This window comes from Bradyrhizobium sp. 142 (assembly GCF_023074015.1).
Classification (GTDB): Bacteria; Pseudomonadota; Alphaproteobacteria; order Rhizobiales; family Xanthobacteraceae; genus Bradyrhizobium.
Genome location: NZ_JADPKQ010000480.1, coordinates 1 through 11,973 on the forward strand (window position 1 = coordinate 1; position 11,973 = coordinate 11,973).

At 62.3% G+C, this 11,973-nt stretch carries 16 protein-coding genes and 1 pseudogene; 12 read left to right on the forward strand and 5 right to left on the reverse strand.

What is annotated here, in order from left to right:
* Both IVA82_RS43305 and IVA82_RS43310 read left to right on the forward strand, forming a co-directional pair.
* Nucleotides 1-229, forward strand: a pseudogene (locus IVA82_RS43305) (IS630 family transposase); the annotation flags it as partial.
* Nucleotides 230-668: 439 nt separating this feature from the next.
* Entirely contained in the window at nt 669-878 is a 210-nt protein-coding gene (locus IVA82_RS43310; protein ID WP_247493907.1) for a hypothetical protein, read from the forward strand.
* Between the two features lie 51 nt (nt 879-929).
* On the opposite strand, the gene IVA82_RS43315 is transcribed toward IVA82_RS43310, so the two are convergent.
* Entirely contained in the window at nt 930-1,598 is a 669-nt protein-coding gene (locus tag IVA82_RS43315; protein ID WP_247383533.1) for a hypothetical protein, read from the reverse strand.
* Nucleotides 1,599-1,870: 272 nt separating this feature from the next.
* Here IVA82_RS43315 and IVA82_RS43320 point away from each other — a divergent pair, with 272 nt between their 5' ends.
* The 3 genes from IVA82_RS43320 to IVA82_RS43330 all read left to right on the forward strand — a co-directional run bounded on the left by IVA82_RS43320 (nt 1,871) and on the right by IVA82_RS43330 (nt 3,079).
* Complete coding sequence (locus tag IVA82_RS43320) at nt 1,871-2,041, forward strand: hypothetical protein (protein WP_247383534.1); 171 nt, start codon at nt 1,871-1,873, stop codon at nt 2,039-2,041.
* A 349-nt stretch (nt 2,042-2,390) separates the two neighbouring features.
* The gene (locus IVA82_RS43325; protein ID WP_247383535.1) at nt 2,391-2,633 is read left to right on the forward strand and encodes a hypothetical protein; all 243 of its coding nucleotides are present in this window, start codon (nt 2,391-2,393) and stop codon (nt 2,631-2,633) included.
* 206 nt (nt 2,634-2,839) lie between these two features.
* The gene (locus IVA82_RS43330; protein ID WP_247383536.1) at nt 2,840-3,079 is read left to right on the forward strand and encodes a hypothetical protein; all 240 of its coding nucleotides are present in this window, start codon (nt 2,840-2,842) and stop codon (nt 3,077-3,079) included.
* A gap of 493 nt (nt 3,080-3,572) precedes the next feature.
* Here IVA82_RS43330 and IVA82_RS43335 read toward each other — a convergent pair whose 3' ends face one another.
* Nucleotides 3,573-3,968, reverse strand: a complete 396-nt coding sequence (locus IVA82_RS43335) for an NUDIX hydrolase (RefSeq protein ID WP_247383537.1) — start codon at nt 3,966-3,968, stop codon at nt 3,573-3,575.
* A gap of 124 nt (nt 3,969-4,092) precedes the next feature.
* Nucleotides 4,093-5,184: an AI-2E family transporter gene (locus IVA82_RS43340; RefSeq protein WP_148739669.1), complete on the reverse strand. Its 1,092-nt coding sequence runs from the start codon at nt 5,182-5,184 to the stop codon at nt 4,093-4,095.
* Nucleotides 5,185-5,492: 308 nt separating this feature from the next.
* Here IVA82_RS43340 and IVA82_RS43345 point away from each other — a divergent pair, with 308 nt between their 5' ends.
* Both IVA82_RS43345 and IVA82_RS43350 read left to right on the forward strand, forming a co-directional pair.
* Nucleotides 5,493-5,720, forward strand: coding sequence for a hypothetical protein (locus IVA82_RS43345; RefSeq protein WP_148739670.1), 228 nt, complete (start codon nt 5,493-5,495; stop codon nt 5,718-5,720).
* A gap of 423 nt (nt 5,721-6,143) precedes the next feature.
* Complete coding sequence (locus tag IVA82_RS43350; RefSeq protein WP_148739671.1) at nt 6,144-6,446, forward strand: hypothetical protein; 303 nt, start codon at nt 6,144-6,146, stop codon at nt 6,444-6,446.
* Between the two features lie 5 nt (nt 6,447-6,451).
* Here IVA82_RS43350 and IVA82_RS43355 read toward each other — a convergent pair whose 3' ends face one another.
* Nucleotides 6,452-6,685, reverse strand: a complete 234-nt coding sequence (locus IVA82_RS43355) for a hypothetical protein (protein ID WP_247383538.1) — start codon at nt 6,683-6,685, stop codon at nt 6,452-6,454.
* Nucleotides 6,686-7,131: 446 nt separating this feature from the next.
* Between IVA82_RS43355 and IVA82_RS43360 the strand changes: the two genes are divergently transcribed.
* From IVA82_RS43360 to IVA82_RS43370, 3 genes are all read left to right on the forward strand, one after another.
* On the forward strand, nt 7,132-7,719 hold the full coding sequence (locus IVA82_RS43360; RefSeq protein ID WP_247383539.1) for a formyltransferase family protein: 588 nt from the start codon (nt 7,132-7,134) through the stop codon (nt 7,717-7,719).
* 172 nt (nt 7,720-7,891) lie between these two features.
* Nucleotides 7,892-8,242: a hypothetical protein gene (locus IVA82_RS43365; RefSeq protein WP_247383540.1), complete on the forward strand. Its 351-nt coding sequence runs from the start codon at nt 7,892-7,894 to the stop codon at nt 8,240-8,242.
* Nucleotides 8,187-8,732: a hypothetical protein gene (locus tag IVA82_RS43370; protein ID WP_247383541.1), complete on the forward strand. Its 546-nt coding sequence runs from the start codon at nt 8,187-8,189 to the stop codon at nt 8,730-8,732. Before IVA82_RS43365 ends, IVA82_RS43370 begins: the two co-directional genes overlap by 56 nt.
* A gap of 51 nt (nt 8,733-8,783) precedes the next feature.
* On the opposite strand, the gene IVA82_RS43375 is transcribed toward IVA82_RS43370, so the two are convergent.
* Nucleotides 8,784-9,182 (reverse strand): RidA family protein, encoded by a 399-nt coding sequence (locus IVA82_RS43375; protein WP_247383542.1) that lies wholly within the window; start codon nt 9,180-9,182, stop codon nt 8,784-8,786.
* 147 nt (nt 9,183-9,329) lie between these two features.
* Between IVA82_RS43375 and IVA82_RS43380 the strand changes: the two genes are divergently transcribed.
* Nucleotides 9,330-10,205: a DMT family transporter gene (locus IVA82_RS43380; protein ID WP_247383543.1), complete on the forward strand. Its 876-nt coding sequence runs from the start codon at nt 9,330-9,332 to the stop codon at nt 10,203-10,205.
* A 216-nt stretch (nt 10,206-10,421) separates the two neighbouring features.
* A complete protein-coding gene (locus IVA82_RS43385) occupies nt 10,422-11,858 on the forward strand; it encodes a caspase family protein (protein ID WP_247383544.1) in 1,437 nt (478 codons plus the stop codon).
* Nucleotides 11,859-11,973 lie beyond the last annotated feature (115 nt).

Below are 11,973 nucleotides of genomic sequence, written 5' to 3' on the forward strand. Positions count from 1 at the left end.
ATTTCATTTCACCCCGACAAGCGCGTCCTGGCTCAATCAGGTCGAGGTATGGTTCTCGATCTTGCAAGGGCAGTCGCTCAGCGGTGCTTCCTTCACAAGCCTCAAACAGCTTCAGGAACACATCGATGCCTACGTCAACGCGTACAACGACAAAGCCGAGCCCTTCGTCTGGACCAAGAAAAAGGTCTGCCAACGTCCTTTCAAGGGTCGCCGTATCACTCAGCTCTGATTCCGGGTACCTAGTTCTTCCTTTTTAGCAATGATCCTCGCGGCCAAAATCTGATCGACGTCCGTGAACAAAGCCCACAGCTCATCGACAGACATGTTCTCAAATTGCTGTCGGTAATCACGATTGTCCAAAATCCAGCCCCCGGGGTTGGGGCGGTAGCAGCTAAGTCTTCAAAGGCCCGATTTCGTCGCCGATTCACATTATCGCGTGCTGGCCGGGCCAACTGGACTCCTCATAAACCGCCTTCCTAGTTTCGCCTGCCACACCGAAGATTCTGCGCTCGGCCTCGGCTACTTGGCCTCGAAGGATCTCAAGTTCGGAAACTTGAGAAGCGAGTGCCGCAAGGTGTTGGCGCAGAGCGAAGTGACGATCATCCAGTCGCGCACGATCATCCATTACACGCCCCTTCATCAATATAGTGCCCCAGAAGATCCGCCGTTTGGACCAGCCCGAGGCTGGGAAAACTCGGCAATTTTGTCTGTTCGGTTTTCGACATTGGCTGTACCTTTCGCTCGGTGGAAAGCTCGAACTATTCACCAAGCTCGCGGATCACCTGAGCGTGCTCGCCGCCGAGGTCGAGCGGGCGGTTGCGGAGGGTGTGAAGCGCAAGAATTGCGGCAGTGCCAGTGCACTAAATCGCGCAGCCTAAGCCCTTGGAACTAGCGCGGACCTGGTCCCAAGCGACTTGTTTGACGATTCCTCAGCTTTCCGGAGCCAACGTCGCAGCCGGCATGCTCAGGGGAGCTCCTCCAACCGAAACAGGCCCTACAGATTTCGACTGCCGAGCCATCCGTTTGCGCATGGCTGCCGACAGTCCGTAGCGAGCATGCGCTCTTCGGATGGAGGACGTGACGTCCGACATCATTGCACTTTGCAGCGTGTCGACCTTCGCAATGAGCGTGGAAAGCTGCGAAGATATCTTCCTCACATCGACCCGTTCGTCCGTGATGCTCTGCCGCAGAAAAAGGAGCACCATTGAATCCTGCTGCAGCAGAGCAGCATTGTGCTGCCATGCGTGGTTATTCTCCTGCAGCGACGCCGTGTGCTGCTGCTGGGCCGACTGAATATCCTTCAAGGCAGCGACAACCGGATCCGTTTTTGGCGCGGAAGCCTCCCGGCGCGGAAGCAGTTCAACCAAGCTGCTGAAATTCGGAGAGGGAAAATCAGACGGCAATGTGTAGATGGCCGCCGAGCCATTGATGGCCAGGGCGCACACCGACAGCGCCAGGACCGATTTCCGGCTGGACCGCTTGAGAGGTACTGGAGCTTCCTGCGCTGCAGGTTCGGGTGCTGCGGCGGCGAGTGCCAGTGCTACAGGGTCGAATTGTTCGACGAGGCCTTGCGCTTCCGATGTCGTGGTCATGTGCATTGACCTCAAATGAGCGGGCAAAAGGAAGCCGACGGCGGAACGTCCTCGCGACGACTCCTCTACGCAGCACCCACCTACAACTGCCCAAAATTGTCGGCATTTCAGCTTAATTCTACGTTAGCGGCTTGGTCGCCCGGCATCTCCAGCCACCCCGGCCGATTACGGGGTCTATGCGATGGAATTGATCATGGGGCAGCCTGCTTCGAAGCACGACAAAGCCGCAGACAACTCCCCAAAAAGGTATAGGATTCAGCAAAACAGGAGAGAGCGGCATGTTTGAAATCAGCGGTTTCGACACGGCAGGCGTCGTCAGCCTCAAGCGGCTGTCACTCGCGGCCGCTCTCAAGAAGGCCAGAGAGCTCGTCGAGGACGGGTGCCGGGACGTTCAGATCATTGATCCAACCGGACGAGTATACTCCTCGTTTGAGGAGCAGGCCGCGTAGCCGCCCCGCGTTCGCTATTCAGAAGCCACCGCCCATCAGATCGCGCTTGGCGAACCCTGGGCGTTGCGGTGATCCAAATGAAAACCCCAGCGCCTGGTAGGGAGCGCTGGGGCGTTTTCAAAATATCAATCGGTAATGCAATGAGGGCTTCATAACAGTGGCCTCGGAGATCGACTGTGAACTGGTTCACACGATTTCGCCGGTTTGTTCCACACGATGGACACTCGACGGCAACGCTGTTGCGGTGGCACGAACCGGCGCTCAACGCCCGCGCGCCATGCAGTTGCCTATCAACTCATTTGGGAGCACGGTCTCCCCAGGCGCGCAGACGCCCTACAGGGAGAGACACATGAAGGAAACGGGCCTGGATGGCCGCCATCGGGACAAGGATGGCGCGATCAGCAAGAAGTACGGCAATACGATGGTCGGTACGTTGCGCAAGATCTACGGAAAGGGTTTTGCGGCCGGGTATCCGGATACGACAACACTCGGTGAGGTCCTGCTTCAGTTGAACGAAACGTCGCTGAGCCAGTTGCGTCGCGACCACGATACCGGGCATTTGGCTCACAAGATCGACCAAGCCTCGAAGTGACGGACTTCACCCGGCGCATCGACGTCGCCAAACTCATCTAGCCGCGGATCGCGCTATCGGTTCGGCGTGCCGAGTAGGCGAAACCAACGCCTCCGACCGGCCTTCGGCGATACGGCTCGGACAGAGCTGCGCTGTCGTTCGCCCTCACTTAGCGTTTGAGCCTTCCGAAACCGGGCGCTAGGATAAGCCCTTTTACGGAGGCTCATTTGAAATCAATCATTATCATCGCAGCCGTTGCACTCTTTGCTGCCGACCCCGCACGATCCCAGGCCCTCGTCGACCCCAACAAGGTCGCTCCCGAATATCGCGAGGCCGCGGAAAAGCGCCGTGCCGAGCAGATACGGCAGCGCGAATGCGCCATGAAGGCGGATCTGGAAAAGGTGCTGCCGAGAGATCGCACCCTCTATCTCAACCATTGCCTGGAGGCACTGGCCGCCAAGCAGTAGCGGTCGAGCGGGCAGCTTTAGCGGACGCCGCACCCGCCTCTTGCGGAGATGACGCGGCCGCGGATTCCGCTAGCGCCGCCCGCATGCTCGCGTCCGTTGCATCGGATGCCGTGGGCCCTGCCGATCATCTCATGCCGGCATTCAAGCTTTCTTCAGACATTTGGCGTCACGTAACGATGCATTTCGAATAGTCATTGTTGTTCGCACGTGAGCTTTGTCCAAATTCAGTGCACGCGCTGCAAGACCGTGTTTCGCGATCGTGCGGGGCGGTTGCAGGACGGCTATTCGCGGCAATGTCCGAGTTGCGAAGTTGTCTTGTTCTTCGCTGAGGATTCGCCGAATCCTCAGGTCAAGCTCGCGATGAGGCGCGCGCGCAAGGCCCGCAAGGAGCAGCGCGAGACTGAAGGAACCAGGGCATCCGCATCGCAAACGGGCGCTAGCTTTTCGCGATCATATGCCGGGCGGACGCACGGGACGGAGGATGAGGAGTAGCTCATCTCCGCCGCCGCTGCTTCCTCGGAAACAGCCGATCGCGGATGTAACGCGAGGTCGGGGTCAGGCGGATACCGCGGGGCTTGTGCCAGGCGGCGCGGTCGATCTCCTTCTTGTCGCCGATGGCGAGCCTGCCCTTGGCGCCCTTGGCAATGAAGATCGCGTCGCTCATCTTGCGGCCGGAGCGCTTGTTCCTGGCCGTCACTTCCTTCCAGAGGCTGATCCTGCCGAGCTTCAGCTTGGGCAGCTCCTCCTTGATCTCGCGCCGCAGGCAGTCCTTCTCCGACTCGCGCGCGTGCCTGCGGCCGCCCGGGAACATCCACAGGCCGTCCGATCGGCGTCTGACCAACAACACCTTGCCGCGCTTGGCGGCAACCAGCTTGGAAGATTTCGCCATTGCTGCCGTAATCGAAAAATAGAATCGTGCCCAATGGTAACTTGTCTACTTCAATAGACAAGTTCGGCGGCGCTTTGATCACAGCCTGGGCCTATGGCGGGCGGATCGCCTGCCAGGCGCGAGGTCAGCCTTCGCGCGCCCCCGCCTCGGAGCGGTCCTCCGTCCTGATCCAGGCCGCCGCCATTTCCCACGCCACCGACAGGATGATCGGTCCGATGAACAGGCCGACGATGCCGTGGGCCAGCGTGCCGCCGATCACGCCGACGAAGATCACGATCGTCGGCGTGGTCAGGCCGCGCCCCATGACCAGCGGCTTCAACATGGTGTCGATGAAGCCAACAAGGACGAGAAACACCGTGAGCAGCAGCGCCGTGGTGACGTCCTTGGCGGTCCAGATCCAGATGATCACGGGCAGCAGCACGAGGAAGGCGCCGATCTGCACGATCGAGAGCAGCAGCACGATGAAGGCGAGAAGGCCGGCGCTCGGCACGGCCGCGAGCTTGAAGCCGAAGCCGGCGAGCAGCGCCTGCACGATGGCGACGCCGATCACCCCTTGCGCCACCGCGCGGATGGTGGCGCCGGCAAGACTCAGAAAATGCTCGCTCTGCTCGGGGACGATGCGAAACAGGAAGCCGCGCCCTGCCGCGACCAGCCGCGGCCCGTGCGGAAACAGGAAGCCGGCGACGAACACCGAGACCAGAAACTGCAGCGTTCCCAGGCTGGCGTCGCCGGCGAGCGACAACAGCGGTCCCGCCAGCGGCTGGAGATAGGGCGCGACCTCGCGCAGCACCGCGCGGATGTTGTTGTAGGCCTGATCCCAGAGCTCGAACAGCGTCGGGCCGATCACCGGCCACGACTTGATCTGCTCCGGCGCCGATTGGAGCGCGAGGTCGCCGGTGCCGAGCTGGTGCGCCAGCTCCCGCGCGCCGTCCACCGCGCTGATGCCAAGCCAGGTCGCCGGGCCGAGGACGATACCGAGCGTGAGCAGGGTGAGGATCGCCGCTGCGGTCTTGGGCCGGCCGCCCAGCAATTTGGCGAGCCAGTTGAAGGCCGGATAGAAGGCGACCGCGAGCACACAGCTCCAAGCCAGGATCGGCACGAACGGACGGATGATCAAGAACGTCCAGATGATCAGCAGTGCCAGAAGGCCAAGCCGGATCACGAGCTGGATGATGTCCTCTCCGGTCAGGAGCTGACGGAGACTTTTCACGGGCACGGCTTTCCTTGCGGCATCGACGCGACGTCCGGCGCTTGCGCGGTTCCTGCGTTATTGCCAGCAATGCATCCGGCGTCAAGGCGACCAGATGGCCCGGCGGGCGTTAACACCGCCCTGAACGTGATCGTTCACGCTCACCGGCGGCGCGATTTGGGCCGGCCGGCGCTCATTGCGCCCCGAAAGATGGAGGCCGTAGCCGACCGGGTTTGCCTAACGGCCATTAACCGGATTTCGGCCGACCGGTTTACGCCGCTGCAAAGGCTCGCATCTACGCTTGACCTCCACGTCACAAAAACACTTTCGGTGCAATGGCCAACACCATCTGGACAATCGAAGAATTCACCTGCCCCGGCTGCAGCATGAGCTACAGCGCGACCCGGGAGGAGCACACCGAGCCGCACGCCGGCAGCTTCAAATGCAGCGTCTGCAGCGGCGTAGTACACAGCTGGTCCGGCAAGCATCATTTCTTCGGCTGGCAAGCGGTGAAGAGCAAGCCGCCGGTGTTCGGAAGGCGCTGGGCCGGCGTGGGCTGGTAGGCGAGCGCCGACACGGTCATCCATCGCGCAAAACATACTCCGTCGTTGCGCGCGCAGCGAAGCAACCCAGCGTCTCTCCGCGGTGAGTCTGGATTGCTTCGCTGTGCACGCAATGACAATGCTGGAACAGTTGCGCACACCACTCCAGCGTCGTCCCGGCGCGGACTGGGCCCATCCTGCGGCTTCTGCTACGTGTGTGATACGGGTTAAGCTCCCCTCCCCGCAACTGAAGCCGATCTGCAATGACCGCTGCTCGGGCAGCCCGTGGAGAAGGTGATCAACAAGGAGGCGATGGCCAATCCGGCCTGCCTCGACAGGTATGTCGCATTCGCGCGAGAATCGGGCCAATTGCGCCAATCGCGTTGGGACTCCGTTCACCGATCGCCGCTAGATCAGATGGATCCTCTGCCCCGAACACCCGCCATGGCCGATCTCAACGCCGTCCTCACCAGGCTCAACGACCGTCTGCTCCGCCTCGAGGGCGAGCTGTTCGTGCTGCGCTCGCTTGCGCGCGCAACGCTGACCGCAGGCGACGACCATGCGGCGCGGATGCGCAAGCTGGTCGAGGCGGCAAAAATCGCCCTCGACGACGAGGCCAGGCGTCCGCTGGACAAGCCGACGCGCAAATATGTCGATGCAGCCACCGCACTGGTGGACGAGCTTCTGGTCGAGCCGACCCCGGCGCGGCCGCTGTTCACGGTGATCGACGGCGGCCGGCGCGACTGATTGCTTCAGACGGATCGTGTTGCGCCGAGATCGGCGGAATCCGCCTTGAGCCGGCTGAGGCCGGCTTCGATGATCGCGATCTCCTCATCGATCTTGCCGATCGGCAGACTGAAATCGAATCCGGACCTGCTCTTCAGATCAACCGCCAGCCGCTGCCTGTGCATCATCAGCTCGTCGAGGCCACGCCGGTTCTTCAGTCGCACATAGGTGTCGACGATCTGCTCAATCGCGCTCGGCATGAAATCGGTCCCGGCAGAAATGCCCGCGCGGCACAGCCGCGCCGGCGGGACACTTCGGTGTCGCGGTACGCAATATAAATCCGCGACAGATTCGTCGATACGCCAGACGGGTTGACGGAGAGTTACCGTTCGGCGACTTCGCGATGCGCGGCATGAGCGCAGCGATCCGTGTCCCAGGCTGGACCGATGGACGGTGCCACGCCGATCTCGGGCGGTATCGCCGGATAGGGCCCGCCGACGTGGGCCGGAGCTACCAAGATCAATGCTGCAAGAAGAGAAAACCACGCGGTTCGCATCAGTTCGCTCCGAGCCGATCGGATGCGCGCATGAATGCACTCGAGCGCCCGGCTGCGCAATCGACCGGTGTACAAACGCCCTGCGGATGGTGACAGGACGTCCGGACGTGTTATCGGGGATGACGCAGCTGCGAAACGGATCGGACACCCATGCGCATTACACTCGTTGGCTCCCGCCATTTCGGCGTCACCACCTTGAACATGCTCCGGGAGCATAGCGTATCAATCGTGCGGATCGTGGTCGCCGATGCCGAGGATCGCCTCGCCGCGACCGCCCAGGCCGCCGGCATCGAGGTGGTGGTGCAGGCCAATCCGAAGCTGGTCGTCGCCTCCGAGATCGCGCCCGACACTGATCTGATTATCACGGCGCACAGCCACGCGCGGATCGGCAAGGACGCGCTCGCTGCAACGAAGCTCGGCGGGATCGGCTATCACCCTTCGCTGCTGCCGCGCCACCGCGGCAAGGCTGCGGTCGAATGGACCATCAAGGAAGGTGATCCGATCGCCGGTGGCACGATCTATCATCTCGCCGACCGCATGGACGCCGGCGCCATCGCCGCTCAGGACTGGTGCTTCGTCAAGAACGGCGAGACGGCACGCGAGTTGTGGGAGCGCGCACTCGCGCCGCTCGGGCTCAAATTGCTCGGTGACGTCATCGACTACGCCAAGGTTCACAAGGCGCTTCCGGCCAAGCTCCAGGACGAGCAGTTCGCAACCTCGGCGCCAAGCCTGTCCTGACATTTACCCTTAACGTGAGGTCGCTTTGATTTCGCTTCGAAAATCGGAACCGGAAACGCAAATAAACCATTGTTTCCACAGGAACAATTTTCAATTTGGCAGTGCAACAAATTTCCGTCACATTTCGCCCGAATAAGTGGCATCATCTCAGACATATTCAAGGACGGAATTTATGCGTTTTGATCGCATTGCGGTGTTCTGTGCCGCTTCAGTTTTGGCCGGCACCCTCGCCGCTCCTGCCTTCGCCCAGACCCCCTATGACGGCAACTGGCAGGTCACCATTGTCACCAAGAGCGGCTCCTGCGAACCCACCGCAAGCTCGATGTTGACCGTTGCCGACGGCAAAATCACCGCGCCCGGCGCTAACGTTTCCGGCACCATCGGCCGGGAGGGTCTTGTGAAAGTTTCGATCAATGGTGCATATGCCAACGGTCAACTCAGCGGCAACGCCGGATCGGGAAAGTGGAATGGAGCATCTGCAGGCATACCGTGCAGCGGGCGGTGGGAAGCATCGCGCCAGTAAGCAATTCGGGACCAGCGTTCTAAACCGGCGGCTGCTGACGGCGACCGCCGTTTTGTTTGCGGCAGCGTTCGCGAACACCGAAGCCAACGCTCAGTCCGGCCCCTTCGCACCGATGGCAGGAACCTGGAGCGGTGGCGGCACCGTCATCCTGGACGACGGCTCCACCGAGCGCATCCGCTGCCGGGCCAAATATGCGCCGATCGGGCCGACCATGGAGATGTCGCTGACCTGCGCCAGCGACGCCTACAAGTTCAATCTCGCGGCCAGCGTCCGCTCGGAAGGCAGCGCCATTAGCGGGAGCTGGAGCGAAGCCAGCCGCAATATCAGCGGCTCGCTTCTGGGCCGCGGCGGCGGTGGAAATTTCGAAGTGGTCGTCTCCGCCGCGGGCTTCAACGCCAACCTCGCGCTGAAGACGAGCGGCAACAAGCAGACCGTCACGATGCGCGCCGACAGTCAGTTCCGCGGCGCCAACATCGCGCTGTCGAAATAGGCCAGTACGGTGATACGACAATCGATCCGGCGACTTCGCCGGATCGATTTTTTATGCGCTCGGAATGAACGCCGTCACCTCGATCTCGACCTTGGCCCGCTCGTCCACCAGCCCGCCGACATAGAGCAATGTCGAGGGCGGGAAATTGCGCGCGAGCGTTTCCTTCCAGGCTGTGCCGATGCCGGCGCCTGCAGCCTCATATTCGCTGCGGCTGGTCAGGTACCAGGTCAGGCGGACGATATGTTCGGGGCCGGCGCCCGCTTCTGCCAGCAGCTTGATGATCCGATTCAGCGCGGTTGCAACCTGCGCTGCCATATCAGGCGCGTAATTTCCGGTCTCGTCGCCGCCGGTCTGTCCGGCCAGCACCACCCATCGGCCCGGCCCCTCCACCACCACACCATGGGAAAAGCCGCGCGGCTTCGACCATTCGGCCGGCTGCAGGATGCGCATGAAGTCCTCCCGTTTTTCTCGTTGTTCGTCGAAGCCTTAGCACGCCGCCGTGCATCGCTGCACCGGCAGATTTGGCCGTTGCAAACGGCGCCGATGTCGCCGATACCGGCCTCCCTTCAGGATTCTCGCTTCCCACATTTCATCCCGATGAGCATGACACCGTCCAAAACCATGGCTGCACTTTGGATGGCCGGATGGCTGTCGCTGATGCTGGTCATGGCGGTTGCCGGGCGCGAAACGACGCGCGAGCTGAACGTTTTTCAAATCATGGAAGTGAGGTCGCTGGTCGGCTTCGTTCTGCTCTCGCCGATCATCTACCGCGCCGGCGGCTTCAAGGTGCTCGGGACATCGCGCCTGCCGCAGCACATCGGGCGCAATCTGGTGCACTATGTCGCCCAGCTCGGCTGGTTCGTCGCGCTGACGCTGATCCCGATCGGTCAGGTGGTGGCGATCGAATTCACCATGCCGATCTGGACGGCGCTGCTCGCGGCAAGCTTCCTGTCCGAGTGCATGACGCCGTGGAAGATCGCCGCCATCGTGCTCGGCCTCATCGGCGTGATCGTCATCGTCCGGCCCGCCACCGGCGAGGTCAATCCGGGCCAAGTCATCGCACTCGGCGCCGCCATGGGTTTTGGCGTATCGATGGCACTGGTCAAGTCGCTGACCCGAACCGAAAGCGCGCTCTCGATCCTGTTCTGGATGCTGGTGGTGCAATCGGTCGCAGGCTTCGTTCCGACGCTGTTCGTCTGGAGCTGGCCGTCGGCCTATGTCTGGGCATGGGTCGGCGTGATCGCCGTCTGCGGCACGTTTTCGCATTACTGTCTCGCCAGCGCGATGCGCTACGCGGACGCGACCATCGTCGTTCCTATGGACTTCCTGCGGGTTCCCCTGACCGCGACCGCCGGCTGGCTGCTCTATTCGGAGCGGCTGGACGCCTGGACCGTGCTCGGCGCGGCGCTGATCCTGTTCGGAAATCTATTGAATCTGAAGCCCGCCGCACCGGCCCCTGCCCCCGCGCCGTGAACCACGTGCCGCCTCGCGCGACAAAACAAAGACAAAACAAAATAGGGTGGTCGAAAGTGATTTGGATCACGTTGGAGGGGCATTCCATCGTGCACATTCGGCCGCAACGCAGTGAGTTGGGCGACTAGTCGTTTTGCTGGCGCGGAGCCGGGCAATTTGTGTAAGTTCGCTGCCAATTTGTTGCTGCCTGCAATTCGATTCTGATGGGGATTTCAGATGCGCATTCTCACCCTCCTCGCCTCGCTGATGTGCATGGCGCTGTCGGTCAGCGCCGCGAAGGCTGATCGCCGCGTCGCTTTCGTGGTCGGCAATGGCGCCTACAAGAACGTCGCACAATTGCCGAACCCGCCGATCGACGCCAAGGCGATGGCGGCCACGCTACGCAATGTCGGCTTCGAGGTGATTGAAGGTTCGAACCTGTCGCGCGACCAGATGACGGAGAAGCTGCTTGATTTCGGCCGCAAGGCGCAGGGCTCCGATGTCGCCGTGTTCTACTATGCCGGTCACGGCATTGCCGTCGGCGGCTCCAACTATCTGCTGCCGGTCGATGCCGACATCAAATCGGAGATGGACGTCAAGCTCGGCGCCGCCATCAACATCGACCTGACCCTCGATCAAACCATGGGCGATGCCAAGGTCAAGCTCGTCTTCCTCGACGCCTGCCGCGACAATCCGTTTGCGGCGAAGATCAAGTCGAACTCCGCAACCCGCAGCGTCAACGTGCAGAGTGGCCTCGCTGAAATGAAGTCCGGCGAAGGCACCCTGATCGCGTTCGCCACCGGCCCGGGACAGACCGCGCTCGACGGCCAGGAAGGCAACAACAGCCCGTTCACCCGCGCGCTGATCGACAACATCACCAAGCCCGGCGTCGAGATCCAGCAGGCGATGACCCAGGTGCGTGCCCAGGTCAACGAGGAGACCCACAAGGGCCAGCTTCCCTGGGGTCACACCAACCTGATCGGCGCGGTCTACCTCAACCAGGCGCCCACCACGCAGGTGGCCAACGCGTCGCCGACGGCGGCTGGTAGCGTGCCGGCGGCTGCCACCGGCGGCAGCTCGGACGGTGTCGAGCTCGAGTACTGGCGCTCGGTGAAGGAGTCCAACAAGCCGGAAGAGCTCAACGCCTATCTCTCGGCCTATCCGAACGGTCAGTTCAAGGCGCTGGCGCTGGCGCGGCTCGCGGCGATCAAGAGCGGCCCGTCGACCACGACCCGGGCGCTCAATGCAGGCATCGATCCCGCGACCTTTACCGACGAGGCCAGCCAGCTCACCGAAGATCAGATGGGGCTGGACAAGAACCAGCGTCGCGATGTGCAGCGCCGTCTCACCGGGCTCGGCTTCGACACCAAGCTGACCGGTGTCTTCAGCGATGAGACGCGCTCGGTGCTCAAGCGCTGGCAGGCAGCACGCGGGTATCCGTCGTCAGGGTACCTCAACAAGCTCCAACACAAGGCCCTGCTCGCGGAGATCGTGGCCGGCACGCCGACCGCGAGCGATAACAGCCAGAAGGCGGCCCGGCGTGCCAGCGGTGCCCCCGCAGCCGGCAGCGCGCCGGCTCCTGCTCCCCGCAGCAACGGCGGCGGCGATGCCGCCGGTGCGGCCTTCGTCGGTGGCGTCGTTGGCGGCATGATGGGCGGCATGTTCCGCCGCTGAGGCAGGCCGAGCTAAAAATCGGGATAGGGGGACGCCTCGCGGCGTCGCCCCTCCCACACCACCGTACGTACGGGTCCGTATACGGCGGTTCGGTGGATTATGCGGGTCTCGGGGC